Below are 24826 nucleotides of genomic sequence, written 5' to 3' on the forward strand. Positions count from 1 at the left end.
GTCTCCTTCGGGCCGAGCCGGGGGCTCCGGTATGAGGGCGGACCGGCAACGGTAGGGGCCCGCCCGTCCGATCGCTTGACTTCAGGTGACAATTGACTTACCACTTGGGGACATTCGTCCGAGCGGAGTCGATCCCATGAGGCCTCTGGTCCGCACCGCGGCGCTGAGCGGCTACGTCGAGCTGAGCCGGTCGCTCGGCCTCGACCCGCAGGCGCTGATGAAGCGCGTCGGCCTGGACGCCGCCGGCCTCGCCGTCCAGGACCGGTGGATCTCCGGCGCGGCCGTGGTCCACCTGCTCGAACTCTCGGCCGCCGCCGCCCGGCACGAGGACTTCGGCCTGCGGATGTCCGAGTTCCGCCGGTTCTCCAGCCTCGGCCCGATCAGCCTCGTCCTGCGGGAGGAGCCCGACGTCCGCAGCGCGCTCGGGCTCATGCTCCGGCACGAGCACATGTACAACGAGGTGCTGCACACCCGGCTCTCCGAGCGCGACGGCCTGGCGACGATCAAGGTCGGACTGGACCTCGGCGAGGCCATGGAGCACCGCCAGGCGACCGAACTGGCCGTGGGGGCGTTCCACCGCGTCCTGCTCGGCTTCCTCGGGTCCCACTGGCGCCCGCTGTCCGTCTGCTTCACCCACCCCGCCCCGGCGGACACCGGCACCCACCGGCGGGTCTTCGGGTCCACCGTGGAGTTCGGCCGGGAGTTCGACGGCATCGTCTTCTACGCCGCCGACCTCGACTCGCCCAACGCGATGTCCGACCCGCAGCTGCGGACGTACGCCCGGCAGTACTTCGAGGCCATCGCCGTCCCCCGGGACACCACCGTGCCGGACCGGGTGCGCGAGCTGATCGAGGTGCTGCTGCCGACCGGGCGCTGTTCGATCGAGCAGGTGGCCCGCAGCCTGGGCGTCGACCGGCGCACGGTGCACCGCCATCTCGCGCAGTCCGGCGAGACGTTCTCCTCGCTCCTCAACGCGACCCGGGTGCAGCTCGCGGAGCAGTTCGTGGCCAACCGGCGGCGGTCGCTCACCGAGATCGCCGATCTGCTGGGGTTCTCGGCGCCCAGCGCGTTCTCCCGCTGGTTCCGCGAGCAGTTCGGCTGCACCGCCCGGGAGTGGCGGGACCGCCGGGGACAGGCCGCGGAGCACTGACCCGGGCCGGCTTCCGGGGCGCCTGTCCCCAAATGGAAAGTCCGCTGTCACCCACGGTCAAGCGCCGCCGCCCGGCGCGCCCTACCTTGGCTGCACCGCGAGAGACGGCCGGCCCCGCGACGACGGGCCCGGCGGCGGCCCACCCTCAGCCTCCGCCGCGCCGACCGGGAAGCACCCCCCTCGTCCGCGCCCCGTCCGCCGGGCCGGACCGCACCGCCCCGCCCCGCAGCGCTCAGCACTGAAGCGCCCAGCACCGCAGCGCTCAGCACCGCAGCGGCTCGCGCCCATGGCGCCCCGGACCGCGGCGCCCCTCGCCGCACCGGCGCGCCACCCACCCATCCGACGAAGGAGACGGACCGTGCACTTCCTCGACGACTCACTGCTGCCCGAGAACCAGGAGAAGCTGGTCATCCAGGCCGCGCCCTACGGGCCCGAGTGGCTGCCCGGCGACGCCCCCGACCTCCCCCTCACCATGGACGAGCACGTGCAGGCGGCCGTCGACTGCTACAACGCCGGCGCCACCGTCCTGCACATCCACGTGCGGGAACTGGACGGCAAGGGCTCCAAGCGACTGTCGATGTTCAACGAGCTGGTCGGCCGGCTGCGCCAGGCGGTGCCGGACATGGTGCTGCAGATCGGCGGCTCGATCTCCTTCGCCCCCGAGGGTGAGGGCGCGGACGCCGAGTGGCTGTCCTACGACACCCGCCACATGCTGGCGGAGCTGGACCCCAAGCCGGACCAGGTCACCATCGCGATCAACACCAGCCAGATGAACATCGTCGAGATCATGACGGCGGACGACCTCGAAGGCACCTCGATCGCGAAGCCCGAGTACTACCGCGCGTACCGCGACATGTACCTGGAGGCCGGGCCGGAGTTCTACCTGGAGCACCTGCAGCGGCTGCGCGACAAGGGCATCCAGCCGCACTTCCAGCTCGCCACCATCGCCCAGCTGGAGACCGTCGAGCGGCTGATCCGCTCCGGCGTGTACACCGGCCCGCTGGTGCTCAACTACGTTGCCATCGGCGGCGGTTTCGCCGGCCGCCACCCCGCCGACCTGATCGAGTTCGTCCGCCGCACGCCGGACGGCGCGGTGCTCACCATCGAGAGCTCGATGCGCGCCGTCGCGCCGATGAACGCCATCGGCATCGCCCTCGGCTGCCACGTGCGCGTCGGCAACGAGGACAACCTGTGGGGCCGCAAGGGCGAGCGGATGACCTCGGTGCAGCAGGTCGAGCAGATGGTCACGATCGCCGACGCCCTCGGCCGCGACATCGCGACCGGCGCCGAGGCGAAGGAGATCTACCACATCGGCGAGTACTACACCGGCACCGAGGAGACCCTGGCCCGGCTCGGCATGGTGCCCAACCGCCGCCCCGGACAGCGCGGCTTCATGCTCCGCGACGTCAAGTGACGTCACGTACCGACCCCCCCTCGATCCACGACAACCCGCCCCGAGACACAGCAACGGAGCACCCCATGGCCCACGCCATCCGCTTCCACGAGACCGGCGGCCCCGACGTCCTGCGCTGGGAGGAGGTCGAGGTCGGGGCGCCGGGCCCGGGCGAGGTCCGGATCCGCCACGCGGCCGTCGGACTCAACTTCGCCGACACCTACTTCCGGACCGGGCTCTACCCCGCCCCGCTGCCCGCCGGACTCGGCGTGGAGGCGGCCGGCACGATCGAGGCCGTCGGCCCCGGCGTGACCGGCTTCGCCGAGGGCGACCGGGTCACCTACACCGGCAGCCCGCTCGGCGCCTACAGCACCGAACGGGTCATGCCCACCGGCTCGTTGATCAAGCTGCCCGACGCGATCGGCTTCGAGACGGCCGCCGCCATGACCATGCGCGGCCTCACCTCCGCCTACCTGCTGCGCCGCATCCACCCGCTGAAGGCCGGCGACACGGTGCTGCTGCACGCGGCGGCCGGCGGCGTCGGCCTGATCGTCTGCCAGTGGGCGAAGCTCCTCGGCCTCACCGTGATCGGTACGGTCTCCAGCGCCGAGAAGGCCGAACTCGCCCGCGCCCACGGCTGCGACCACATCGTGTACTACCGCGAGGAGGACGTCGCCGAGCGGGTCCGTGAGCTCACCGGCGGCGAGGGCGTGCCGGTCGTCTTCGACAGCGTCGGGAGGACCACCTTCGCCGGTTCGCTCGGCTCGCTGGCGCGGCGCGGCCTGCTGGTGTGCTTCGGCACCGCCTCCGGCCCCGTCCCGCCGATCGACGCCATGCAACTCGCGCTCCACGGCTCGGTGTTCGTGACCAGGCCGGCGCTCGCCGACTACATCGCCGACCCGGCGGAGCGCGCCGAGCTCGCGGGCGAGCTCTTCGGCCACGTCGCCGCCGGCCGCATCAGGATCGAGATCAACCAGCGCTATTCGCTGGGGGACGCCGCCCGGGCGCACCGCGACCTGGAAGGCGGCAGGACCACCGGCTCCTCCGTCTTCGTCCTCTGACATCCACACGAGCATCCCGCGCCCCGGCGCGGACCCCCACCGCCTCCCCCGGAGGAACCACATGAACCAGACCGCCCTCCCCGGGGCGGCCGCACCGGCCCTGGTGCGTCCGTCCGTCCGCCACTCGATCAAGGTCGAGCCGCTCACCTGCACCATCGGCGCCGAGCTGTCCGGGGTGAACCTCGGCGACGCCTCGCGCGACGCCGACCTGTTCGCCGAGATCAGGGAACTCCTGCTCCGGCACAAGGTCCTCTTCCTGCGGGACCAGGACATCACCCGGGCCGAACACGTCGCCTTCGCCCGGCGGTTCGGCCCGCTGGAGGACCACCCGGTGGCCGGCAGCGACCCCGACCACCCCGGACTGGTGCGCATCTACAAGGAACTCGACAGCCCGCCCGAGCACTACGAGAACGCCCTGCACACCGACGGCACCTGGCGGGAGAACCCGGCCATGGGCGCGGTCCTGCGCTGCGTCGTGACACCCCCGGTCGGCGGCGACACGCTCTGGGTCGACATGGCCGAGGCGTACCGCCGGCTGCCGGACCACGTCAAGGAGCAGATCGAGGGCCTGCGGGCCCGGCACAGCATCGAGGCGACCTTCGGCGCGGTGATGCCGACCGAGGCGCGCCACCGGCTGAAGGCCCAGTACCCGGACGCCGAGCACCCGGTGGTCCGCACCCATCCCGAGACCGGCGAGAAGATCCTCTTCGTCAACGGCTTCACCACGCACTTCGTCAACTACCACACCCCGGAGAACGTCCGCTTCGGCCTGGACTACGCCCCCGGCGCCGCCAACCTGCTGACCTACCTGATCAGCCAAGCGGCCATCCCCGAATACCAGGTGCGCTGGCGCTGGCAGCCGAACAGCGTCGCGATCTGGGACAACCGCTCCACCCAGCACTACGCCGTACAGGACTACTGGCCCGCCGTCCGCCGGATGGAGCGCGCGGGAATCGTCGGAGACAGACCCTTCTGAGCCCGTCCCAGGAACAGGTGAGGTGGTAACAATGGCGTTTCACACCGATGCGGCCTCGGCCGCGGCTTCGGCCGCCTGGGCCCCGGCGCCGGCCGTGTCCCGGCGCTACGCCTGGGCGGTCTTCGCCCTGAGTTTCGGACTGCTCCTCTCCGACTACATGTCGCGGCAGGTGCTGAACGCGGTCTTCCCGCTGCTGAAGGCCGAATGGCTGCTGACGGACGCCCAGTTGGGATCGCTCAGCGGCGTCGTCGCCCTGGCGGTCGGCGTACTGGCCTTCCCGATGTCCCTGCTGGCGGACCGCTGGGGCCGGGTACGGAGCCTGGTGGTCGCGGCGACCACGTGGAGCGTGGCGACCCTCGGCTGCGCGGTCGCCGCCGGCTACGGCCAGATGTTCGTCGGCCGCCTCTTCGTCGGCATCGGCGAGGCCGCCTACGGCAGTGTCGGCATCGCCGTGGTCCTCAGCGTCTTCCCGATCGGCCTGCGGGCCACCCTCTCGGGTGCGTTCATCGCCGGCGGCGCCTTCGGCGCGGTCCTCGGCGTCGCGATCGGCGGCTACGTCGGCCAGCACCTCGGCTGGCGCTGGGCGTTCGGCGCCATGGGGATCTTCGGGCTGGTCCTGGCCGTGGGCTTCGCGCTGGTGGTCACCGAGAAGCGGCTGAACCCCGCGCCGCGCCCCGGCCGGGCGGAGCGGGCGGCGTCGGCACCGCTGCGCACCGTCCTGCCCGGGCTGTTCTCCTCGGTCTCGGTGGTCAGCGCGTACGTCGGCAGCGGACTCCAGCTGTTCATCCCGGGCGCGCTGATCGCCTGGCTGCCCAGCTTCTTCAACCGCTCCTACGCGATGCCCACGGCCGAGGCCGGCGGCACCGCAGGGATCTTCGCCCTGCTCATCGGCATCGGCATGATCGGTGGCGGCATGGCCTCCGACCGGATCAGCCGGTCGGACGCGGCCCGCAAGTGGCTGGTCGCCGTCGCCTGCAGCCTGGGCTCGCTGGTCCTGCTGACGGCCGCGTTCCGGCTGCCGACGGGGGCTCCCCAGCTCGTCCTGCTCGGCGCCGGCGCCCTGCTCTCCGGGGCGACGGCCGGCCCGGCGGCCGCCATGGTCGCCAACCTGACCCCGGGTGCCATCCCGGCGACCGCCTTCGGCACGCTCACCCTGGCCAACAGCCTGCTCGGCCTGGCGCCCGGGGCCGCGGTCACCGGGATGATCGCCGACCGCACGGGCCTGCTGGGTGCACTGCAGTCGGTCCCGCTGGTCGCACTCCTGGCCTCCGCCTGCTTCCTGATCGGCCGCAGCCGCTACCACGCCGACCTGAGCCGGCTCAGCGGCCGCACCGCGGCCACCCGCGGGGTGGAGGTACCCGCATGAGATCCACCGCCCCCGGATCCGCCGTCCCGGGATCCACCGCCCCGGGATCCCGCCTCCCCCCGCCGGTCGTGATCGTTCCCGGGCTGCGCGGCCACGTCCCCGACCACTGGCCGACGGTCCTCGCCGAGGGCCTCGCCGCCGCCGGCCGGGACGTCCGCACCGTACCGCCGCTGACCGGCGACCGGGACCAGCTCGACCGCGAGGCCCGGGTCGCCGCCCTGGAGGAGACGGTGGCCCGGACCCCGGGACCGCCGATCCTGGTCGCCCACAGCGCCGGGGTGATGACCACCGTCCACTGGGCGCAGCGGTCCCGGCGCCCGGTGCACGGCGCACTGCTGGCCACACCGCCGGACTTCGACACCCCGCTGCCGGAGGGCTACCCCACCCCGGAGGCGCTCCGCCACCGGGGCTGGACCCCGACACCGCGGTCCGCCCTGCCGTTCCCCAGCATCGTCGCGATGAGCGACGACGACCCGCTCGCCCCGGCCCACCGGGTCTCCGCGTTGGCGGCCGCCTGGGGCAGCCGTCTGATCGGGCTCGGCGCGGTCGGACACCTCAACCCCGCCTCCGGCTACGGTCCTTGGGTGCAGGCGGCGGAACTGGTCCGCGAGCTCGAGTTCGACTGACGGCACGGTTGTCCCAGGGCGTGTCCGACGGTTCCCGCCAGCCGCGGGGGTCGTCGGGCACGCCTCACCCTTTCGGGCATCGTGCAGGGCCACGGCGGCATCGTCCTCGAACTGCTCAAGGCCCTCGGCCTCGGCTGCGACCTGCGGGCCGAGGACCGCTACCTCTTCCACACCTCCACCGGCTGGATGGTGTGGAACTTCCTGGTCGGCGGCCTGCTGCACGGCAGCACCCTCGTGCTGTACGACGGCAGCCCCACCCGCCCCGACACCGACGGCCTCTGGCAGGTCGCCGCACGGACCCGCGCCACCGTGCTCGGCATGGGCGCCGCGTACCTGACCGCCGCCGAGCGGGCGGACTCACGCCCCGCGGCCCGGTACGACCTCACCGCGCTGCGGACCGTCCTGCAGACCGGATCCACGCTGCCGCCGAGCACCTGGCGCTGGGTCCACGACCGCCTCGGACCGGACGTCTGGCTGCAGTCCATCTGCGGCGGCACCGACATCTGCTCGGTCCTCGCCGGTGCCAGCGCCCTGCTGCCCGTCCGGGTCGGCCGGATCCCGTGCCCCGCGCTCGGCGTCGCCCTCGCCTCCTGGGACCCGGCCGGCAGGGCGAACTGGTGGTGACGGCCCCGCTGCCGTCGATGCCGCTGTGCTTCCTCGGCGACCCGGACGGCTCGCGCTACCGGGCGAGTTACTTCGACGTGTACCCGGGTGTGTGGCGGCACGGCGACTGGGTGACGGTCGAGGACGATCTCACCGTCGTGGTCGCCGGACGCTCCGACTCGACGCTCAACCGGATGGGTGTGCGGATGGGCTCCGCCGACCTCTACGCCGTGGTGGAGCAGCTGCCCGAGGTGGCGGACAGCCTGGTCGTGGGAGCCGAACTGCCGGACGGCGGCTACCACATGCCGCTGTTCGTGGTCCTGGCCGAGGACGCCCTCCTCGACGACGCGCTGCGCGCCCGGATCACCGCGGCGATCCGGCACCAGCTCTCCCCCCGGCACGTGCCGGACACCGTGGTCGAGGTGCCCGCGGTCCCGCGCACCCTGACCGGGAAGCGGCTGGAGGTCCCGGTCAAGCGCATCCTCCAGGGCGCGGAGGTCTCGGAGGTGAGCGGCGAGGGGGCCGTCACCCACCCGGAGATGCTGGCCTGGTTCGCGGAGTACGCGCGCGCTGCCCGACCGCCTCGGAACCCCTGAGTGCGGCCGCTCTCCCCCGGGTGTGCCAGCCAGCCACTGCAGCCCCAGGCCGGTGGCCGACACGACGACCGACAGGCCATCGCCGACGGACGCCTGGTGGAAGTCCCGGGCGGAGGCATCGACATGCGCCGTTCCCTCCGCGCGGCCTGGCCCACCGGCCGCACCCCGACCGGCCCGGCCGTCGGCCTGCTCGCCTTCGCCCGAGCCGCCGGCCGGTGACCGGCGCGGGCGGGACGGACTGCTCCCGGTCACCCGCGCCGGCCCGGAGCCGGCCGCGGCCCTCAGTGGGCGGGGTTACGGACGGTGGTCACGCTCGGCGGTGAGGAGGGCCGTGATCTCCTGGGCGAGGTGCGGGCCGAGCTCGCCCCAGCCGTCCTTGTAGCCGTAGACGCCGGCCAGGGTGCGGGCCTCGTAGTCGCCGTTCATGATCTCGATGTCGTCGGCCGTGATGAGGGCCGGGTGGGCGACCCCGACGGCTGCCGAGACCTTCATCAGCTCCTTGCGCAGGGTGCGCAGGTAGTTGGCGGCCCGGGTGGCCTTCGACGCCGGATCGATACCGCGGGCCAGCCACGGGTTCTGGGTCGCGATGCCGGTGGGGCACTTGTCGGTGTGGCACTTCTGCGCCTGGATGCAGCCGATCGACAGCATCGCCTCCCGGGCCACGTTGATCATGTCGACCCCGAGGGCGAAGGCGACCGCGGCGTTCTCGGGCAGGCCGAGCTTGCCGGAGCCGATGAAGGTCAGCTCGTCGGTCAGCCCCAGCTCGGCGAAGGTGCCGTAGACCCGGGAGAAGCCCATCCGGAACGGCAGCGACACCGAGTCGGCGAAGATCCGCGGCGCCGCCCCGGTGCCGCCCTCGCCGCCGTCGACCGTCACGAAGTCGACCCCGCGGTCACCGCGCGCCATCAGCGTGGCCAGCTCCTGCCAGAAGCTCATCTCCCCCACGGCGCTCTTGACCCCGACCGGCAGGCCGGTCTCGGTGGCGAGCAGCTCGACGAAGTCGAGCATCGAGTCGACGTCGCTGAACGCGGTGTGCCGTGACGGGGAGGCGCAGTCCTTGCCGACCGGGATGCCGCGGATCCCGGCGATCTCCGGGGTCACCTTCGCGCCCGGCAGCATCCCGCCCAACCCGGGCTTGGCGCCCTGGGAGAGCTTGATCTCTATCGCCTTGACCGGCGCACCGGCGATCACGTCCTTGAGCTTGTCGAGGTTGAAACCGCCGTCCTCGTCGCGGCAGCCGAAGTACGCCGTACCGAGCTGGAGGACGAGGTCACCGCCCTTGCGGTGGTACGGCGAGAGGCCGCCCTCGCCCGTGTTGTGCATCGCGCCCGCCAGCGCCGCCCCTTCGTTGAGCGCGGCGATGGCGGCGCCGGAGAGCGACCCGAAGCTCATCGCCGAGATGTTGACCACGCTCGCCGGCCGGAACGCCTTGGCGCGGCCGCGCGGCCCGCCCAGCACCTTGGCCGAGGGCAGGGGGGCCTGCGGGTCGTGCAGGTCGGGCAGGGCGCCGGCGAACGTGCGCTGCTTCAGATAGGCGTGTCCCTGGACGTGCTCGACGTCGACCTCGGTTCCGAACCCGAAGTAGTTGTTCTCCTCCTTCGCCGACGCGTAGATCCAGGTGCGCTGGTCGCGGCTGAACGGGCGCTCCTCCTCGTTTGAGGTCACGATGTACTGCCGCAGCTCCGGCCCGATCGTCTCCAGCAGGTACCGGGCGTGCCCGACCACCGGGAAGTTGCGGAGCAGCGCGTGCCTCTTCTGGACGAGGTCACGGGCAGCCAGGAGCGCCACCGCTGTCGCGGCGGCCGCGCCGATGTTCCGGGCTCGCATGGAGGTTCCTCCTCGGTGCACGGCTCCGTCGCCGTGCGGTGGGGCCGTCGTGTCGTGCGGGTCGGTGGACGGCTTCGGGTTGGACGGCGGGCACACGGCCGGGCGGGCGGCAACGTCCGTCGGAGAATGCCGACATGATCGTAGGAGGCCCGGCGGACGCGCCTGCGGTCAGGGGTCCGGTCCGGTCCGGGGTACGGCTCCGGGGTCCGGCTCCGCACCCGAGGGGGCGATGCCCGGAACTGCCGTGCGCCGCGGCCGAACAGCCGTGACGGCCCACCGGTGGGAACCGATGGGCCGTCACGAGGGGACCTTCACCGCGGACCGGGGTCAGCGGGTGGCCGGAGATCAGCGGCAGCCGGGCATCAGAGGTAGCCGAACAGCGGCGGGAACACCAGGGCGACGATCCAGGCCCAGGCGGCGTACACCGGGAGGTAGCCGGTCTGCCAGCGCTCGAGCGCCGCGAACGTCGTGCGCCGGCGGACGAAGCCCAGGAGCAGCCACGCGGACCAGACGAGATTCGCCAGCAGGATGACGTTCTCCCCCAGCGCCGCGGCCTTGTTGGGGCTGGTGCCGTACTCGGTGATGCGTCCGGTGATCGCCAGGAGCACCAGGACGTCGATCACGAGCGCGCTGACCACCAGGGCGAGCTGCAGCTTCTCGAAAAGACCCGGGGGAGCCTCCGGATCGCGGGCGGAGAAGGAGTAGAGCAGCAGCCCCAGCACCACGACCAGCACGACGTTGAAGAGGATCAGCGCCGTCCGGTCGACGTCGATGCCGGTGCCGGACCAGCCGAATGCGACGATGAAGGCCAGCAGCACCGCGGTGAACAGCGGGGTGAACAGTCGCGCCAGCACGGGAGCCATGTTCTCGACGACGCTCTGCTTGGCCTCGACGAGCCACCCGGCCACCACCACCGCGGCCACACCGCCGCACGGCACCAGCCACTGTCCGATGAACTCCCCGGGGGCGATCCCGATGGCCTTGAAGGTCCCGGAGATCATCAGGATCAGCACCCCGCCGCCACAGGCGATGAGCGCGAGGTAGACCAGCAGTTCACCGGTGAAGCGGATGAAGTCCATGTGCCGGCGTGAGGACCGCACGTCGTCCGCCGCGTAGGCCAGACCGATGACCAGCCACAGGGCGATGGGGACGTGGATCCCGGTCAGGACCGCCGACTGGGAGTCGTCCGCGAGCGGATAGACGTTGGCCGCCACGGCGCCGAGCGCGAACAGCGCCGCCAGGGTCGCCACCAGCGCCGGCCCGGCCTTGCGACGCCAGGCCAGCAGGGCCGCCAGCCAGGGCAGCGCGAACAGGCTGAGATTGCGCAGGTAGAACCCGCCGTCCTGGTAGAGGTCCAGGCCGAACAGGCCGGGCAGCTTGACGGACGCCGCCGCTCCCGCCGCGCAGAGGACCACCGCGAGCAGGGCGCGCCGGTGGCCGTCCGCCGCCGGACCGTCACCATCGCCGGTCAGCACCAGCTGCTTCCACAGCCGTTCGGAGTGCTCCCGGGCGAACTCGCGGGCCAACTCGTCCAGCCCGCCCATGCGTTTCACCGCGACCAGGAACGCCTCGTCGGGGCTCAGGCCGACGGCGATGAGCTCGTCGACGGAGCCCCGGAGGTGGTCCTCCAGCTCCGCCACGTCGGTCTGCCGCAGCTCGGGGCGGCGGCCCGCGTAGTGACGCCACTGGGCGAACTGGGCCTCCAGCTCGTCCTGCCCGTCCGACACCGTCATGCCGTGCCCCCCGACGGGAACATGGTCAACGCCGTCGGCACCCGCACCTCGCCGGGGCCGAGCCAGACCTTCCTGAGCGCCTCCACGACCGTGTCCCACTGGCGGCGCTGCTCGGCGAGCTCGGCCAGACCGCTGTCGGTGATGCGGTAGTACTTGCGCCGCCGCTCCCCCGCGACCGCCTGCCAGCTCGACTCCACGTGTCCGAGACGCTCGAGCCGGTGCAGCAACGGATAGAGCAGCCCCTCGGTCCAGTCCAACTGCCCGCCGGACAACTCGCCGATCCGTCTGAGGATGGCGTAGCCGTAGCTCTGCCCCTCGGCCAGAATGCCCAGCACGATCGGTGTCGCCGACGCGGCCACGAGATCCTTGGTGACCTTCACGCGCCCCCTCCTCCCCATACCTAGAACCGTGATGCATAGAAGATCCAGGTATTGTGCGCGCAAGGGCCCGGGGTGTCCAGCTCGAGCGCAGTCAGTACTCGTTCTTGACCACGAAGAACGAACCGCGGATGGTCCCGGCGAGCTTCGACTTCTGCCGGGCGAACTTGAACCGGGAGGCGAGCTCCTCCGGAACCTCCATCCCCTCGGAGAGCTTGAACCCGACGGCCCGCTTCTTGGCGTCGTCCACGGTGTACATCACGTTGATCGACAGTCCGCTCTCGTAGAAGACGTAGGCCATGCGGATGTTCTCGACCTGGAAGGCCGTGGCCTCCAGCGGCCGGGACGCGATGACGATGTCACGTTCCTCCTTGAGGATCCGGTGCACCCAGTCGACGGCCTCCCTGGCCTCGCCCGCCGGCTCCACGGTGAAGACGTGGTCGTACTTGTTCCTGAAGTAGCGGGCCTCGTTCGCCCGCAGACCGGCGAGCGCGTCCGCGACGGGCGACGACTCCAGACCGACGGTCGAGACGGTCTCGAAATCCACGGTGTAGGTCACGGCGGGTCCTCTCTCGGGCTGCTTCTCGCCGGTCTCGGGCGTTTCTCGGCTTCTCGGGCTGTTTCTCGTACGCCGCGCCCTCAGCGATGTTCGGGGTTGTCGAAGTCGAAGCGGCAGCCGGCGTCCCACTCGGCGCGCTGGTTGCCGTGGGCGGGGATGCCGCCGGCGTCCTTGAGCATCCGGGCGAGGTGGAGCAGGTTCCAGGTCATGAAGGTGGTGTTGCGGTTGGTGAAGTCGTTCTCCGGCCCGCCGGAGCCCTCGTCCAGGTAGGACGGGCCGGGGCCGGCCGGCCCCACCCAGCCCGCGTCCGCCTGCGGCGGGATGACGTAGCCCAGGTGCTGCAGGCTGTAGATCACGTTCATCGCGCAGTGCTTGGCGCCGTCCTCGTTCCCGGTGATGAGGCAGCCGCCGACCCGGCCGTAGTAGGCGTACTGGCCCTCGGAGTTGAGGATCGAGGAGCAGGCGTAGAGCCGCTCGATGACGCGCTTCATGACGGAGGAGTTGTCGCCCAGCCAGACCGGTCCGGCGAGGATGAGGATGTCGGCGGCCATCACCTGGGAGTAGACCACCGGCCACTCGTCGGTCTCCCAGCCGTGCTCGGTCATGTCGGGCCAGACGCCGGTGGCGATGTCGATGTCCACGGCCCGCAGCACCTCGGTCCGCACGCCCTGGCGCTGCATGATCCCGGTGCTGATGTCGATCAGGCCCTGGGTGTGGCTGCGCTCCGGGGAGCGCTTCAGGGTGCAGTTGATCACCAGCGCACTCAGGTCGGCGTAGGACGTGGCCGGGTCGGTCATGGCGCGTCTCCTCGGGTGGGTGCGGGATCGGGGCGGTCGGGTGCGGGGCAGCAGCCGCCGTCCACTCCAGCAGCCGCTCCCCCGCCGCGCCCGGCGGACTGGGCCACCCGCCGTAGGCCCCGGGTCAACAGGGGTCCAGGCCCTGGGTGGCCGGTCGCGGGCCGGGCGGGAGAATGGGCGCATGAACGCCGGGGACACCGGACGGAGCGGCCGGACCGGACGGACGGACGGGCCCGGCTCCGCCGGAGCGACGGACCCGCTGCTCGCCGAGGCCAGCGCCCCGGCCCGGATCGCCGCGCCCGGCGAGGGTTTCACCGAGCAGGAGCTGGCCCTGGCCGCCCGCAACCACGCCCTCCCGCTGGAGGCGCTGCGCTACGACCTCACCCCGCCCGGGCTGCACTACGTCCTCACCCACTACGACATCCCGCCCGCCGACCCCGACCCTGCCGCGTGGCGGCTCACCGTCGGTGGCCGCGTCCGGACGCCTCTCACCCTCGACCTCGCCGCCCTCCGCACCCTCCCGGCCGTCACCGTCCGGGTCACCCTGGAGTGCGCCGGCAACGGGCGGGCCCGGCTGGAACCCCGCCCGATCAGCCAGCCGTGGCTCACCGAGGCGGTCGGCACCGCCGACTGGACCGGTGTCCCGCTGCGGGCGCTACTGGCCGAGGCGGACGTCCGGGAGGACGCGGTGGAGGTGGTGTTCACCGGCGCCGACCACGGCGTCGAGCGCGGCGTGGAGCAGGACTACCGGCGCAGCCTGCCGCTCCCCGTCGCCCTCGACGCCTTGGACGAGGAGCGGCCGGTGCTGGTCGCGTACGCGATGAACGGGGGGCCGCTCCCGCCGCAGCACGGCCACCCGCTGCGGCTGGTCGTCCCCGGCTGGTACGGGATGGCGAGCGTGAAGTGGCTGCGGGACATCGCCCTCACCGACATCCCCTTCGACGGGTTCCAGCAGGCGGTGGCGTACCGGGTGCGGCAGCGGCCGGACGAGACGGGCGAACCGGTGGAGCGGATCCTGCCGCGGGCGCTGGTGCTGCCGCCGGGCTTCCCGGACTTCATGTCCCGGACCCGGGTGGTCCGCCCCGGGCCGGTGCCGCTGGAGGGGCGGGCCTGGTCCGGGTGCGCGCCGGTGACCGGCGTGGAGGTGAGTACGGACGGCGGGCGGAGCTGGCGGGAGGCCGAGCTGTCCGCGCCGGACGGGCACCGCTGGGCCTGGCGGCACTGGCGCCTGACCTGGACGGCGACCCCCGGGCTGCACCAGCTCACCGCCCGCGCCACCGACGCCGCCGGGAACACCCAGCCGCTGGACCCGCCCTGGAACCGCGGCGGCTTCGCCAACAACCTGGTCCAGCAGGTCCCGGTGGTCTGCACGGCGGCGGAGCACGCCTCGGCGGACCCCGTCTGAAACGGGGGCGAGCCTGCGGGCGGGCCGTTCCCGCCCGTCCCCGGAACGGGCGGGCGGTCGGGGCCGCTCCGGCATGGTTCCGCACCGCGCGGCCGTCGTCGTGCTGGACTGAGCGGTGCCGGGCCGCCCCAGTCGGCCGGCCCGACCGACCTCCGGCCCGGACAGCCCGACCGTCTGACCCGACCGACCACCCGACCTGCCGGCCTCGCGAAGGCCGGGCCGGCCACCGACACGACAGGAGACGCAGCATGGCCCTCTCCGGGGACTGGTACAACGAGTTCGGCTCGCACATGCACCTCACCGAGGACGCCTCGGGCGGCATCACCGGCAGCTATGTCTCGGCCGCCGGGCACGCGGCCGGCACGTACGGGGTGGTGGGCCGCAGCAGCGCGGCGCCGCAGGCCGGCCAGGGCACCACGGTGGCCTGGGCGGTGGCCTGGCAGAACGAGGGCGGCAACGCGGGCTCGGTGACCAGCTGGAGCGGGCAGTACCACGCCGACGGCCCGGAGCGGATCTTCGCCACCTGGCTGCTGACCCGTCCCACCCCGCTCTCGGACACCTGGGAGTCCACCACCGTCGGGCAGGACGTCTTCACCCGCGAGGCGCCGGACGTGCAGCGGGTCGAGGCCCACCGCCAGACCGGACGGCCCTCCTCGCACCCGTGAGATCCGGGGTGCCCGGTCCGTGGACCGCCCCCGGGCCGGCCCCCGGGCCGGCGCCGGACCCGCCCCGGACCGGGCGCAGCAGATTGGCGCGATCATGACGGTGATCCGGGTGGAGCGCCGGTGGATCCGCCCTCAAAGCCGGGTTTGACGGCCGGGCCTCACGCGTGAGGGGGACAACACGGCGCGTCGGGAACACGACAGGCCGGTGGATGGTTCACGGCTGCGGAACTTCCGACCCTCGAAGGAGCCCCGATGAGCCTCTACGACGTCCCGCTGCGCGCCCTCGACGGCAGCACGGCCTCGCTCGCCGACCACAAGGGCAAGGCCCTGCTGCTGGTGAACGTGGCGTCCAAGTGCGGTCTGACGCCGCAGTACGCGGGCCTGGAGCGGCTCCAGCAGCGCTACGCGGAGCGCGGGTTCACCGTGCTCGGCTTCCCGTGCAACCAGTTCCTGGGCCAGGAGCCGGGGTCTGCCGAGGAGATCCAGACCTTCTGCTCGACCACCTACGGGGTGTCGTTCCCGCTGTTCGAGAAGCTGGAGGTGAACGGCGAGGGCCGGCACCCGCTGTTCGAGCAGCTGACCCGCACGGCGGACGCCGACGGCGAGGCGGGGGACGTGCAGTGGAACTTCGAGAAGTTCCTGGTCTCCCCGGACGGCACCGTGGTCGGCCGGTTCCGTCCGCGCACCGAGCCGGAGGCGGAGGAGCTGATCGCCGCGATCGAGGCGCAGCTGCCGGCCTGACCCGAGCCGACAGGGCCTGGCACTGCCTGACCCGGCCTGCGGCGTACCGGCGCGCGCAGGTAGGGCCGTGACGACGCCGGCCGTGACGCCGGCCGGTCCGGAGTCCCCGTACGGGGCTTCCGGACCGGCCGGCGGACGTGACGGTGTCCGGGCGTCCGACGTCTGGGCGTCCGTGTGCCCGGGCGCCCGGCTGTCCGGCTGTCCGGCCGAGGTCAGCAGCCGTTGAGGATCGAGCTCAGGGCGGACTTCTCCGCGCTGTCCACGCTGAGGCCGTAGTAGTACTTCACCTGCACCCAGGCGCGGGCGTAGGTGCAGCGGTAGGAGGCCTGGGGCAGCCAGTCGGCCGGGTCCTGGTCGCCCTTGGTGCGGTTGGAGCTGGCGGAGACGGCGATCAGCTGCGGGCGGGTGAGGTCGTTGGCGAGGGCCTGGCGCTGGGCGGTGGTCCAGGACCAGGCGCCGGAGCGCCACGCCTCGGCGAGCGGCACCAGGTGGTCGATGTCGAAGCTGGAGGCGTCGGTGGTGGTCACGTTGTCGTAGGCCGAGACCCAGTTGCCGCTGGTGGCGGTGCAGGCGGAGTTGACGACGACGTTGGAGCCGTCGCGCTTGAGCACGGTCTCGCGGGTGTTGCAGGTGCCCGAGATGGTGATCCAGTGCGGGAAGAGCGTCCGGTCGTAGGTGGAGGTGTGGGACTCCGCCTCGACGGTGAGGGAGGCCAGGTAGGTTCTCGCGGTCGCGGCCGACACGGGGGTGGGAAGGGCGGCGTTGGCGGTGCCCCCGCCGGCGATGAGGGCGGTGGTGGCGAGCACGGCGGTGCCGAGGGCGGCGGCGGCACGGCGCAGCGGACGTATCGAGGGCATGCGTCACTCCCTGTGGGGCGGAACGGGACCGTCCGGGCGCGGGTTTTGCGTCCGGACGGTGTGACAGCATGCCGTGCGCGGGGTTTACGCGAGTAGAACCAAGGCGTGAACTCTTCCCCTCGGCGCTCTTATTGACTGATTTTCAGCCGTATCGAGGGTAGGTCTTGACAACCTCTCCCTTGGCATTGGCCGTCAGGTAGACGGCGCCGTAGTCGTCCGTGATGTAGACCCGGAGGGCGGGGGCGGTGCCGAACCACTCGTCGTCGACCATGAAGTAGCGCATCGTGGGCTTGCTCACGCCGAGGTCCTTCTCGGCGGTGGCGAACAGGCCCGGCAGGGCGTTCCAGTTGATCGTCGCGAGGTCGATCGTCTTGTCACTGCCGACGGTGCCGCCCGGACTACGGGTCAGCTTGCCGCCCCGGTAGTCGTACTGGTCGTACAGCTTGGGGTTGGAGGCGAGGGGAACCTGGAGCCTGGCGTAGTCCTGGTACACCGTCAGGTCCGTCACCAGGGTGGCGCCGGTGACGGACTTGATCTGGTCGATCATCGCCTGGACGCCCTCGGTGGTGAGCAGGTTCCTGGCGGAGGCCGGTGCCGGGGCCGGGGCGGCGGCGGTCTGGCTCTTGCCGCCCTGGGCCTGGGTGGCCGAACCGGAGCTCGGTGCGGAGGCGGGAGCCGAGGCGGAGAGGGAGGCTCCGCCACCCGCTCCGGACGCGTGGAAACCGCCCATCTTGTCGCGCTGCGACCACAGCACGCCGCCCGCCGCCATCGAGCCCACCAGGACGACCGCGAGCAGCACGGGGGTGAGCCGGTTGCGCTTCGGCGGCTGCGGCACGGCGCCCCACGGCGGGGTCATGTCGACCAGCGCGCCGGGCGGCGGGGTGTGCGGGCCGCTCGGCCAGGGTGTGCCCGAGGGCAGCTGGCCGGCCGAACCGGGACGCGGGGTGTCCAGCGCGGTGGGCCAGGGCGCGGTGCCGCCGGGCATGCCGAACGAGCCCTGGGCGCCGGGCCGCGGGGTGTCGAGGGCGGTCGGCCAGGGTGTGCCGGGCGCCGGCTGCCCCGGGTGTCCGGTGCCCGCGCCGGGGCCGGCACCGATGCCCGCGCCGGTACCGGTGCCGGTACCGAGGCCGGGCCCGTGCGGACGCGGCAGGTCGGCCTCGGTGGGCGTCGGCAGGCCGGAGGCGTGGCCCCAGGCCCCGCCCGCGGGCGGGGCGCCGCGCTGCACATCGGCGAGCATCCGGTCGAGCGTCTCGCCGTCCGGCCGGGCGGCCGGGTCACGCTGCAGCACGGCGGCCAGCACCGGGGTGAGCGGGCCGCAGCGGACCGGCGGCGGCATCGGCTCGTCCAGCACGGCGGCGAGGGTGGCCAGGGTGGTGCCGCGGCGCAGCGGGTGGTGACCCTCCACCGCGACGTACAGCATCATCGCCAGCGACCACAGGTCGGAGGCGGGGTCGCCCTCGTGCCCGCGGATCCGCTCCGGGGCGATGAACTCGGGTGAGCCGATCAGCGAACCGGTGGCGGTGAGGCTGGTGGACTCGCGCAGGGCGGCGATGCCGAAGTCGGTGAGCACCGGGGTGCCGTCGGTGCGCAGCAGCACGTTGGCGGGCTTCACGTCGCGGTGCTGGATGCCGGCCGCGTGAGCGGCCCGCAGCGCGGACAGCACGCCCCGCCCGATCTCGGCCGCCTCGACGGGCGCCAGCGGCCCGCGCTCCAGGCGGTCGTGCAGGGAGCCGCCGGAGACCAGCTCCATCACCAGCCAGGGGTGGGCGAGTTCGGGGCGGTCGACGATGTGGTGGATCACCACGACGTTGGCGTGCTGGAGCCGCGCCAGGGCCCGGGCCTCGCGCAGCACCCGCTCGCGGACCACCTGGCCGGCCTCGGAGTCGCCGTCCAGCATGGCCGGGTCGGGCGGACGGACCTCCTTGAGCGCGACCTCGCGGTGCAGGACGGTGTCGCGGGCGCGCCACACCAGGCCCATGCCTCCGCCCCCGAGCCGGGCGAGCAGCTCGAAGCGGTCGTCGATGATCTGTGGTCCGGGACCCCCTGCGTTCATGCCGCACATCGTAGGGCTCGGGACGGACGCCGATGACCGCCGACTCCGCGACCGTGGACGGCTCCGAACCGGGGGCCGTACGGGGTGCGGATGGTCCGGGGGCGAAGGGGTCAGAGGGGTCGGAGGGGTCGGACAGGTCAGGGGCGCGCCGGGGTCGGCAGCTCGCCAAGCTCATGGGTGTAGAGCCAGGCGGTGCCCCGCTCGTAGAAGTGGCGGAAGACCACCGGCATCACCAGGTCGTACATCCGGCTCTTCACCGCGCCGCTGGTCTTGGCGTCCCGGTTGCCGGAGGCGATCCTGGCGAGCCGGCCGGTCCGGGCCCGGCGGCGCTGCTCGTACCGGGCCAGTGCAGCACGGGTGGGTCCGCCGGCGGCCAGCTCCTGGGCCAGGACCACGGCGTCTTCGACGGCCATCGCCGCGCCCTGGCCGGCGCCCACCGGGTGGACGGCGTCGCCGAGCAGGACAGTACGGTCGTCGTGCCAGGTCGGGACCTCGGCCAGGGTGTGCATCAGGGTCGGCCGGTGCAACCGCGTGGTCGCCCGGAGGAGGTCGAGCGGGAGGCGCTCGCGCCGGTAGACCTCGGCGAGCCGGTCCGGCCACGACCCGTCGCCGGGATCCGGGAGGTCCGGCCGCTCGGGCGCGGCGATCTGGGCCGACCACCAGACCGCCCCGTCGGGCGCGGGGATGTGCAGGAAGGCGCCGTTGCGGGCGAACACCATGTGGAAGCAGCCGGGTTCGACCGGGACGCCCTCCGCCACGCCCGAGATGCTGTAGAGCCCGGCGTACCTCGGCGCCGGGGCCTGCGGGTCGAGCTGCCGCCGGGAGGCCGACCACAGGCCGTCGGCGCCCACCAGCAGGTCGGCGTCCAGCTCGGAGCCGTCGGCGAAGCGGGCCCGCACCCGGTCGCCCGCCGACTCGGTCGCCACCAGCCGCCGGCCGGTGAGCAGCCGCGCCCCGGCCCGGACGGCGGCCTCGCGCAGCACCTCGACCAGCGCCCCGCGCATCAGTGTGGTGCTGTGCAGCGCGTCGCCCGCCAGTCGGCCGCGCGGCACCTCGCCGAGCAGTCGGCCCGAACCGGACCACATCCGCTGGAGCGGCACCGCGAACCCCGCCCGCTGGACCTCCTCCCGGCAACCGAGCGCTTCCAGCGCACGCAGGCCGTTGGTGGCCAGGCTCAGGAACGAGCCCACGCTGCCGGCCGGGTCCGCATAGGCCTCGCAGAGCACCACCTCGGCCCCGTTACGGCGCAGTGCGATCGCGGCGGCGGCGCCCGCCACTCCCCCGCCGATGACGACGACCTCCATCGGACAACCCCCTGAATTCCAGTTCACTGAATCTGTATTCGGTGAAAGTGTGTTCAGTATGAGGCGGCCGAGGGCGCCCGTCAATCGCCTGCGAGACTGGCCGGAACACACGGGTCCGGACGACGGGCCGGACGGGCCGGACAAGCCGAACTTGCCGGACTTGCCGGGCGACGGGTCCGGACGGACGGGCCGCCGAAGACAACGCGGGCCCGGGACACACGGGCTGAGGAAGCGGAAGGGACGCGCCGCGGTGGGAGTGCGCAAGGAGAGGGCGGCCGGCACGGAGGCCGCCCTGAAGGACGCGGCGAAGCGGCTGTTCGTCGAACGGGGCTTCCTCAACACGAAGATCACCGACATCACCAAGGCCGCCGGCCGGTCCACGGGCTCGTTCTACGAGCACTTCAGCAGCAAGGACGACCTGCTCCAGTCCCTGCTGCGGGACATCGACGCGGACGCGGACGAAGCCATCGGCGCCCACGAGCACCCCCGCGAGCACGACCTCGCCGACCCCGAGCAGCTCCGCGCCCATGTGGCCGTCGCCTGGCAGATGATCCGCGACCACCTGCCGACGGTCTCGGCGATGTTCCAGGCGACCGCCGCCGAACCGCCCGTCTCCGGCCGCAGTTGGGCGAACCTCACCGGCGAGACCGGCCCGCTGCGGGACCACCTGGAGTACATGCGCGAGCAGGGCCGGCACCTCCCCGGCGAGCCCGAGCTGGTGGCCGCCGCCATGGGCGCCATGATCTCGATGCTCGGCTACGCCGTCCTCACCGCGGGCGAACACCGGCCGGCGGCCACCGACGAGCAGATCGTGGACACCCTCAGCACCCTGCTGCACACCGGACTCGCCGGTACTCCGGCGGCCGGCACTCCAACCGACGGCGACGATCGGACGTCCTGACCGACCCGCCGGCGCCCGAGCGGGTCCGCCCGGGCGCCGACCCGCTCAACTCCCCGCAGGCAGTGCCCCGAACGGCTCCCCCAGCGCCGCGTTGGCGTGCCGCACCACGGCCTCGGCCGCCTCCAGCGCGTCCGGGGACGTGGCGGCGAGGGCGACGCCGACACTCGGGTGCGGGTCGAAGGAGGCGGTGGGGATGGTGGGCAGCAGGGTCGCACCGAACGGCCGGCAGCGGGCCGCGAGGCTCTCCAGGTGGGCCAGCAGGGCGGATTGGGGGAGGCGGGCGCCCAACGGCAGCCGGTCGAGGGTCCGAACGTGGTGACCCGGGCCGCGGACGGCGTCCAGCCGGGCCCGCAGCATGAAGGCGACGGCCGGACCGGTGAGCCTGAGGTTGGTCTCGGTCGGGGCGAGTCGCCCGGTCCGGTGGGTGACGAAGTCGATGTCGTACCAGCCGCGGTGGCCCTCGGCCGCGAGCACCTCGCCGACGGCCAGGCCGAACCGGACGGCGGTGTCGGCGAGAGGCGCGGGGACGGTCCCCGGCCCGACCGTGGCACCCCGGTAGCCGGTGCCCACCACCCGCATCACACCGACCCCCACCGGGTGGACGCCGCCGTCCGCACCGATCACCGCGTCGAAGGTCAGGTCGCGCAGCCGGCCCCCGCAGCTCTCCACGTACTCCTCGACCCGCAGGCCGCCGCCCTCGGGGAGAACCCCATCCCGGGCGAGCCGGCGCAGCAACTCCCGTCCACCGCCCGCCCGGTGGACGTCCTCCGGGGTGACCAGCGCGGTCCCGAAGCCGCCCACACCGTGGTCGGCCTTGAGGACGGTGGTCTCGCCGCGGCCGGCGCGACGGGTGAGCAGGCGGGCCAGCCGCCGGGGCGAGTCCGCCGGCTCCTGGCGGGGAACGGTGATGCCCGGGTGGTCGGCGGCGACACGGCCGAACAGGGCGCTGGAGGCGGACTTCGCCTCGTACCGGCGGACGGTGGGCAGGTCGGGCCGGCCCCAGCGGTGGACCGGCAGGCCGAGGCCCTCGATCCGCTGCCGCAGCGCGGGCCTCGCCGCCAGCGCCTCGGCCATCCCCCGGTCGACGGCGAGCCCGCTGTGCAGCTCGACCGGATCCCAGGCCAACTCCCGCTCCAGCCAGCGGATCCAGCCCTCCTCGACCTGGTGCGGGAGGAGCAGCGCGGCCGGGTGCGGGCTGTAGAAGGCGGCCAGGCAGGAGTAGTGATGACCCTGCTCGCGGGCCCCCGGGGACTGCGCGAGGAAGCGGGCGTTGAAGTCCGCGACATCGCCGATGTGGACGGCCCGCCGTCCGCCCGTCCAGGCCTGGAGCCAGTCGTCTGCGCGCACCAGCCGAGCGTACGGGCGGCCACCGACACCGCGGGGCGCGACGGCCGAGCCGGCCGGAGGCGTCAGCCGCGCCAGCCGTACAAGCAGTACAAGCCACACCAGCCGTACAAGCCGGCCTACGGATGATCGCACCGGATCCGACCTCGCCGATCATCACACCGCAACAGCGGAATGGATGGTCGGATCAGCCGATCAACGCCTCCACCGTCGGCCACAGCCCGTCCAGCGCCGCCGGGTCGTCGGCCAGCTTCGCCAGCAGCACGGCCCCCTCCAGCTGGGCGATCACGGCCCGGGCCGCCCCGTGCGCGGCCCGCGCGGCGGGGATCCGTCCGGTGGCCGCCGCCTCGGCGAGGACGGCTGCGACCAGGGTGGTCTGCTCGTCGAAGATCTCGGCCAGCCGCCGCTGGATCTCCGGCTCGTGGCCGCTGAGCTCCAGCGCGAGGTTGCCCAGCAGGCAGCCGTTGACCGCGCCGCCCTCGATCTTGGCGAGGCGCTGAGCCTCCACCTGGGCCGCCAGCAGCTTCCGGAGCCGGTCGAGCGGCGCGTCGGCGGGGTCGGTGAGGGTGGCCGTCCAGGCGGTGCGCTGGTCCTCCCAGTAGGCGTCGACGGCGGCGAGCGTGAGCACCTGCTTGGAGGCGAAGAAGTGGTAGAAACTGCCCTTCTTCACCTCGGCCCGGGCGCAGATCTCGGCCACGCCGACCGCCGTGTAGCCGCGGGTGTGCAGCAGCTCGCAGGCGGAGTCGAGGAGCCGCTCGCGCGCGGTGCTGGTCCGTCCCATGCGGCGAGTATACGGGCGGTCAACTATTCGACGTCAGGTTCATCCGGAAGGCCCTTCCACAATAGTTGACCGGTCGTCTAGTCTTCCCGCAGACCTCACGAGACAGGAGCATTCCCATGACCGCGAGCAGTACCGCAGGACGGTTCGGCAACCTGCTGGGCCTGGACCACCCCGTCGTCCAGGGGCCGTTCGGCGGCGGGATGTCCTCGGTCGCGCTGGCGGCCGCGGTGTCCGAGGCCGGCGGGCTGGGCTCCTTCGGCGCCCACCACCTCTCCCCCGACGCCCTGGACGCCCTGGTCGGCGAGCTCCGGGCGGCGACCTCCCGGGCGTTCGCAGTCAACCTCTGGGTGCCGCTGCCCGGCGAGGTGGGGCCGCTCCCGTCGGCGGACGACCTGGCGGAGCACCTGGAGCGGCTGGCCCCGTACTACGCGGAGCTGGGGGTGCCGAAGCCCGATCCGGTGGCCGCGCTGGCCGCCCGGCCGGTGTTCGAGGAGCAGCTGGAGGCGCTGATCGCCGCCGGACCGCCCGCGATCAGCTTCGTCATGGGCTGCCCGCCCGCGGCGGCGGTCGCGGAGGCCAAGCGCCGTGGGATCGTGCTGATCGGCACCGCGACGACGGTGGCCGAGGCCGAGGTGCTGGCCGAGGCGGGCCTGGACGCGGTGGTGGCCTCCGGCAGCGACGCGGGCGGGCACCGCGGGGCGTTCCTGCGGCCGGTCCGGGAGTCGCTGGTCGGGACGTTCGCCCTGGTGCCACAGGTGGCGGACGCGGTGACGGTCCCGGTGATCGCGGCCGGCGGGATCGCGGACGGCCGGGGTGTGGTGGCCGCCCTGGTCCTCGGCGCGGACGCGGTCCAGATCGGCACCGGGTTCCTGGCCACCGAGGAGTCCGCGGCGAGCGAGGTCCACCGGGCCGCGCTGCTCGGCCCGGACGCCCGGACCACCGTCCTCACCCGACTGTTCTCCGGGCGTACGGCGCGCGGCATCCTCAACCGGTTCACCCGCGAGCAGGCGGCGGCCGAGGAGCTGGTGCCGCCGTACCCGGTGCAGAACGTCCTGATGCAGCCGATCCGGGCGGCGGCCGCGCGCAGCGGCGAGCCGGGCCTCACCAACCTGTGGTCGGGGCAGGCCGCCCCGCTGGTCACCGGCGGGGGCGCCCGCGCCTACCTGGACAACCTGCTGACCGACGCCGAACTGCTGCTCGGCCGCCGGCTCTGACCCGCCCCCGGACCCGCACCCTCACCCTCACCCGTACCCGGCCCGAACCCCGCCCGCCGGACTGACCAGGGCCAGCCGCAGCCGAACACGGCGGTACGGGCGGCCCCACCGCGGGGACCGCCCGTACCCGTGCGGATGCGGGGTCGGAGGCGTCAGGCCTCGCCGGGGTGCCAGGCGGGCCACTCCCACGGACGGTCGGCCCAGCGGACCTTCTCCGGGTCGTGCGGGTCGACGCCCGGGAACAGGTGCTGGATCTCCGGTTCGAACTCCTCCGGGGACAGCGGCTTCCAGCCCGTGCCCTTGAAGTGGACCAGGCGGTAGCGGCTGTCGGTACGGAACTCGGCGACCTCCACCAGGGGACCGGAGGCGTCGGAGGTCGCACCGGAGGCGTCGTTGGCTGTGTCGTTGGCGTTCATGCGGACAGCATCGGTCGGCGGGCCCGCCGCCGCACGCCCGCCTCGCCCGCCTCGCCCGAGTGGCCGCACCCGTTCGGGCGG

General features: G+C 73.3%; 22 protein-coding genes and 1 pseudogene. 12 read left to right on the top strand and 11 right to left on the bottom strand.

The window, feature by feature from the left end:
* The first annotated feature begins 136 nt into the window (after positions 1 to 136).
* The 7 genes and pseudogenes from ABWK59_RS05745 to ABWK59_RS05775 form a co-directional block, all read left to right on the top strand.
* Positions 137 to 1150: an AraC family transcriptional regulator ligand-binding domain-containing protein gene (locus ABWK59_RS05745; RefSeq protein ID WP_354638371.1), complete on the top strand. Its 1014-nt coding sequence runs from the start codon at positions 137 to 139 to the stop codon at positions 1148 to 1150.
* A gap of 358 nt (positions 1151 to 1508) precedes the next feature.
* Positions 1509 to 2564, top strand: coding sequence for a 3-keto-5-aminohexanoate cleavage protein (locus tag ABWK59_RS05750; RefSeq protein ID WP_354638374.1), 1056 nt, complete (start codon positions 1509 to 1511; stop codon positions 2562 to 2564).
* A 65-nt stretch (positions 2565 to 2629) separates the two neighbouring features.
* Entirely contained in the window at positions 2630 to 3604 is a 975-nt protein-coding gene (locus ABWK59_RS05755; protein WP_354638375.1) for a quinone oxidoreductase family protein, read from the top strand.
* Between the two features lie 61 nt (positions 3605 to 3665).
* Complete coding sequence (locus ABWK59_RS05760; RefSeq protein WP_354638377.1) at positions 3666 to 4580, top strand: TauD/TfdA dioxygenase family protein; 915 nt, start codon at positions 3666 to 3668, stop codon at positions 4578 to 4580.
* A gap of 31 nt (positions 4581 to 4611) precedes the next feature.
* Positions 4612 to 5946, top strand: coding sequence for an MFS transporter (locus ABWK59_RS05765; RefSeq protein ID WP_354638379.1), 1335 nt, complete (start codon positions 4612 to 4614; stop codon positions 5944 to 5946).
* Entirely contained in the window at positions 5943 to 6572 is a 630-nt protein-coding gene (locus tag ABWK59_RS05770) for an RBBP9/YdeN family alpha/beta hydrolase (RefSeq protein WP_354638381.1), read from the top strand. Before ABWK59_RS05765 ends, ABWK59_RS05770 begins: the two co-directional genes overlap by 4 nt.
* A 78-nt stretch (positions 6573 to 6650) precedes the next feature.
* Positions 6651 to 7771: pseudogene (locus tag ABWK59_RS05775) on the top strand (AMP-binding protein); the annotation flags it as partial.
* Positions 7772 to 8065: 294 nt separating this feature from the next.
* On the opposite strand, the gene ABWK59_RS05780 reads toward ABWK59_RS05775, so the two are convergent.
* The 5 genes from ABWK59_RS05780 to ABWK59_RS05800 form a co-directional block, all read right to left on the bottom strand.
* Positions 8066 to 9598 (bottom strand): FMN-binding glutamate synthase family protein, encoded by a 1533-nt coding sequence (locus ABWK59_RS05780; RefSeq protein WP_354638382.1) that lies wholly within the window; start codon positions 9596 to 9598, stop codon positions 8066 to 8068.
* A gap of 362 nt (positions 9599 to 9960) precedes the next feature.
* Positions 9961 to 11331 (bottom strand): permease prefix domain 1-containing protein, encoded by a 1371-nt coding sequence (locus ABWK59_RS05785; RefSeq protein ID WP_354638384.1) that lies wholly within the window; start codon positions 11329 to 11331, stop codon positions 9961 to 9963.
* Positions 11328 to 11711: a PadR family transcriptional regulator gene (locus tag ABWK59_RS05790; protein WP_354638386.1), complete on the bottom strand. Its 384-nt coding sequence runs from the start codon at positions 11709 to 11711 to the stop codon at positions 11328 to 11330. The genes ABWK59_RS05785 and ABWK59_RS05790 overlap by 4 nt, the downstream gene beginning before the upstream one ends.
* Before the next feature lie 91 nt (positions 11712 to 11802).
* Positions 11803 to 12267, bottom strand: a complete 465-nt coding sequence (locus tag ABWK59_RS05795; RefSeq protein ID WP_354638388.1) for a phage tail protein — start codon at positions 12265 to 12267, stop codon at positions 11803 to 11805.
* 80 nt (positions 12268 to 12347) lie between these two features.
* Entirely contained in the window at positions 12348 to 13064 is a 717-nt protein-coding gene (locus ABWK59_RS05800) for a flavodoxin family protein (RefSeq protein ID WP_354638389.1), read from the bottom strand.
* A gap of 181 nt (positions 13065 to 13245) precedes the next feature.
* On the opposite strand from ABWK59_RS05800, the gene ABWK59_RS05805 reads away from it, so the two are divergent.
* The 3 genes from ABWK59_RS05805 (at position 13246) to ABWK59_RS05815 (ending at position 15875) form a co-directional block, all read left to right on the top strand.
* Positions 13246 to 14469 carry a sulfite oxidase gene (locus ABWK59_RS05805; protein ID WP_354638391.1) on the top strand — a complete coding sequence of 408 codons (1224 nt, stop codon included), beginning with the start codon at positions 13246 to 13248 and terminating at the stop codon, positions 14467 to 14469.
* A 248-nt stretch (positions 14470 to 14717) separates the two neighbouring features.
* Positions 14718 to 15134, top strand: a complete 417-nt coding sequence (locus ABWK59_RS05810; protein WP_354638392.1) for an avidin/streptavidin family protein — start codon at positions 14718 to 14720, stop codon at positions 15132 to 15134.
* Positions 15135 to 15386: 252 nt separating this feature from the next.
* A complete protein-coding gene (locus ABWK59_RS05815) occupies positions 15387 to 15875 on the top strand; it encodes a glutathione peroxidase (protein WP_354638394.1) in 489 nt (162 codons plus the stop codon).
* Between the two features lie 212 nt (positions 15876 to 16087).
* Here the strand turns inward: ABWK59_RS05815 and ABWK59_RS05820 are convergent, their stop codons facing one another.
* The 3 genes from ABWK59_RS05820 to ABWK59_RS05830 all read right to left on the bottom strand — a co-directional run bounded on the left by ABWK59_RS05820 (position 16088) and on the right by ABWK59_RS05830 (position 20089).
* Entirely contained in the window at positions 16088 to 16732 is a 645-nt protein-coding gene (locus ABWK59_RS05820) for an HNH endonuclease family protein (protein WP_354638396.1), read from the bottom strand.
* Positions 16733 to 16874: 142 nt separating this feature from the next.
* On the bottom strand, positions 16875 to 18785 hold the full coding sequence (locus tag ABWK59_RS05825) for a serine/threonine-protein kinase (protein ID WP_354638397.1): 1911 nt from the start codon (positions 18783 to 18785) through the stop codon (positions 16875 to 16877).
* Between the two features lie 137 nt (positions 18786 to 18922).
* Entirely contained in the window at positions 18923 to 20089 is a 1167-nt protein-coding gene (locus ABWK59_RS05830; protein WP_354638399.1) for an FAD-dependent oxidoreductase, read from the bottom strand.
* A gap of 250 nt (positions 20090 to 20339) precedes the next feature.
* Between ABWK59_RS05830 and ABWK59_RS05835 the strand changes: the two genes are divergently transcribed.
* Positions 20340 to 20990: a TetR/AcrR family transcriptional regulator gene (locus ABWK59_RS05835; protein ID WP_354638401.1), complete on the top strand. Its 651-nt coding sequence runs from the start codon at positions 20340 to 20342 to the stop codon at positions 20988 to 20990.
* Positions 20991 to 21035: 45 nt separating this feature from the next.
* On the opposite strand, the gene ABWK59_RS05840 is transcribed toward ABWK59_RS05835, so the two are convergent.
* Both ABWK59_RS05840 and ABWK59_RS05845 read right to left on the bottom strand, forming a co-directional pair.
* On the bottom strand, positions 21036 to 22337 hold the full coding sequence (locus ABWK59_RS05840; RefSeq protein WP_354638403.1) for a hypothetical protein: 1302 nt from the start codon (positions 22335 to 22337) through the stop codon (positions 21036 to 21038).
* A 184-nt stretch (positions 22338 to 22521) separates the two neighbouring features.
* On the bottom strand, positions 22522 to 23115 hold the full coding sequence (locus ABWK59_RS05845) for a TetR/AcrR family transcriptional regulator (protein WP_354638405.1): 594 nt from the start codon (positions 23113 to 23115) through the stop codon (positions 22522 to 22524).
* 116 nt (positions 23116 to 23231) lie between these two features.
* On the opposite strand from ABWK59_RS05845, the gene ABWK59_RS05850 reads away from it, so the two are divergent.
* The gene (locus ABWK59_RS05850; RefSeq protein ID WP_354638407.1) at positions 23232 to 24329 is read left to right on the top strand and encodes an NAD(P)H-dependent flavin oxidoreductase; all 1098 of its coding nucleotides are present in this window, start codon (positions 23232 to 23234) and stop codon (positions 24327 to 24329) included.
* A gap of 152 nt (positions 24330 to 24481) precedes the next feature.
* Here ABWK59_RS05850 and ABWK59_RS05855 read toward each other — a convergent pair whose 3' ends face one another.
* Positions 24482 to 24745 carry a hypothetical protein gene (locus ABWK59_RS05855; RefSeq protein WP_354638409.1) on the bottom strand — a complete coding sequence of 88 codons (264 nt, stop codon included), beginning with the start codon at positions 24743 to 24745 and terminating at the stop codon, positions 24482 to 24484.
* Positions 24746 to 24826: the final 81 nt, after the last annotated feature.

This window comes from Kitasatospora sp. HUAS MG31 (assembly GCF_040571325.1).
Classification (GTDB): Bacteria; Actinomycetota; Actinomycetes; order Streptomycetales; family Streptomycetaceae; genus Kitasatospora; species Kitasatospora camelliae.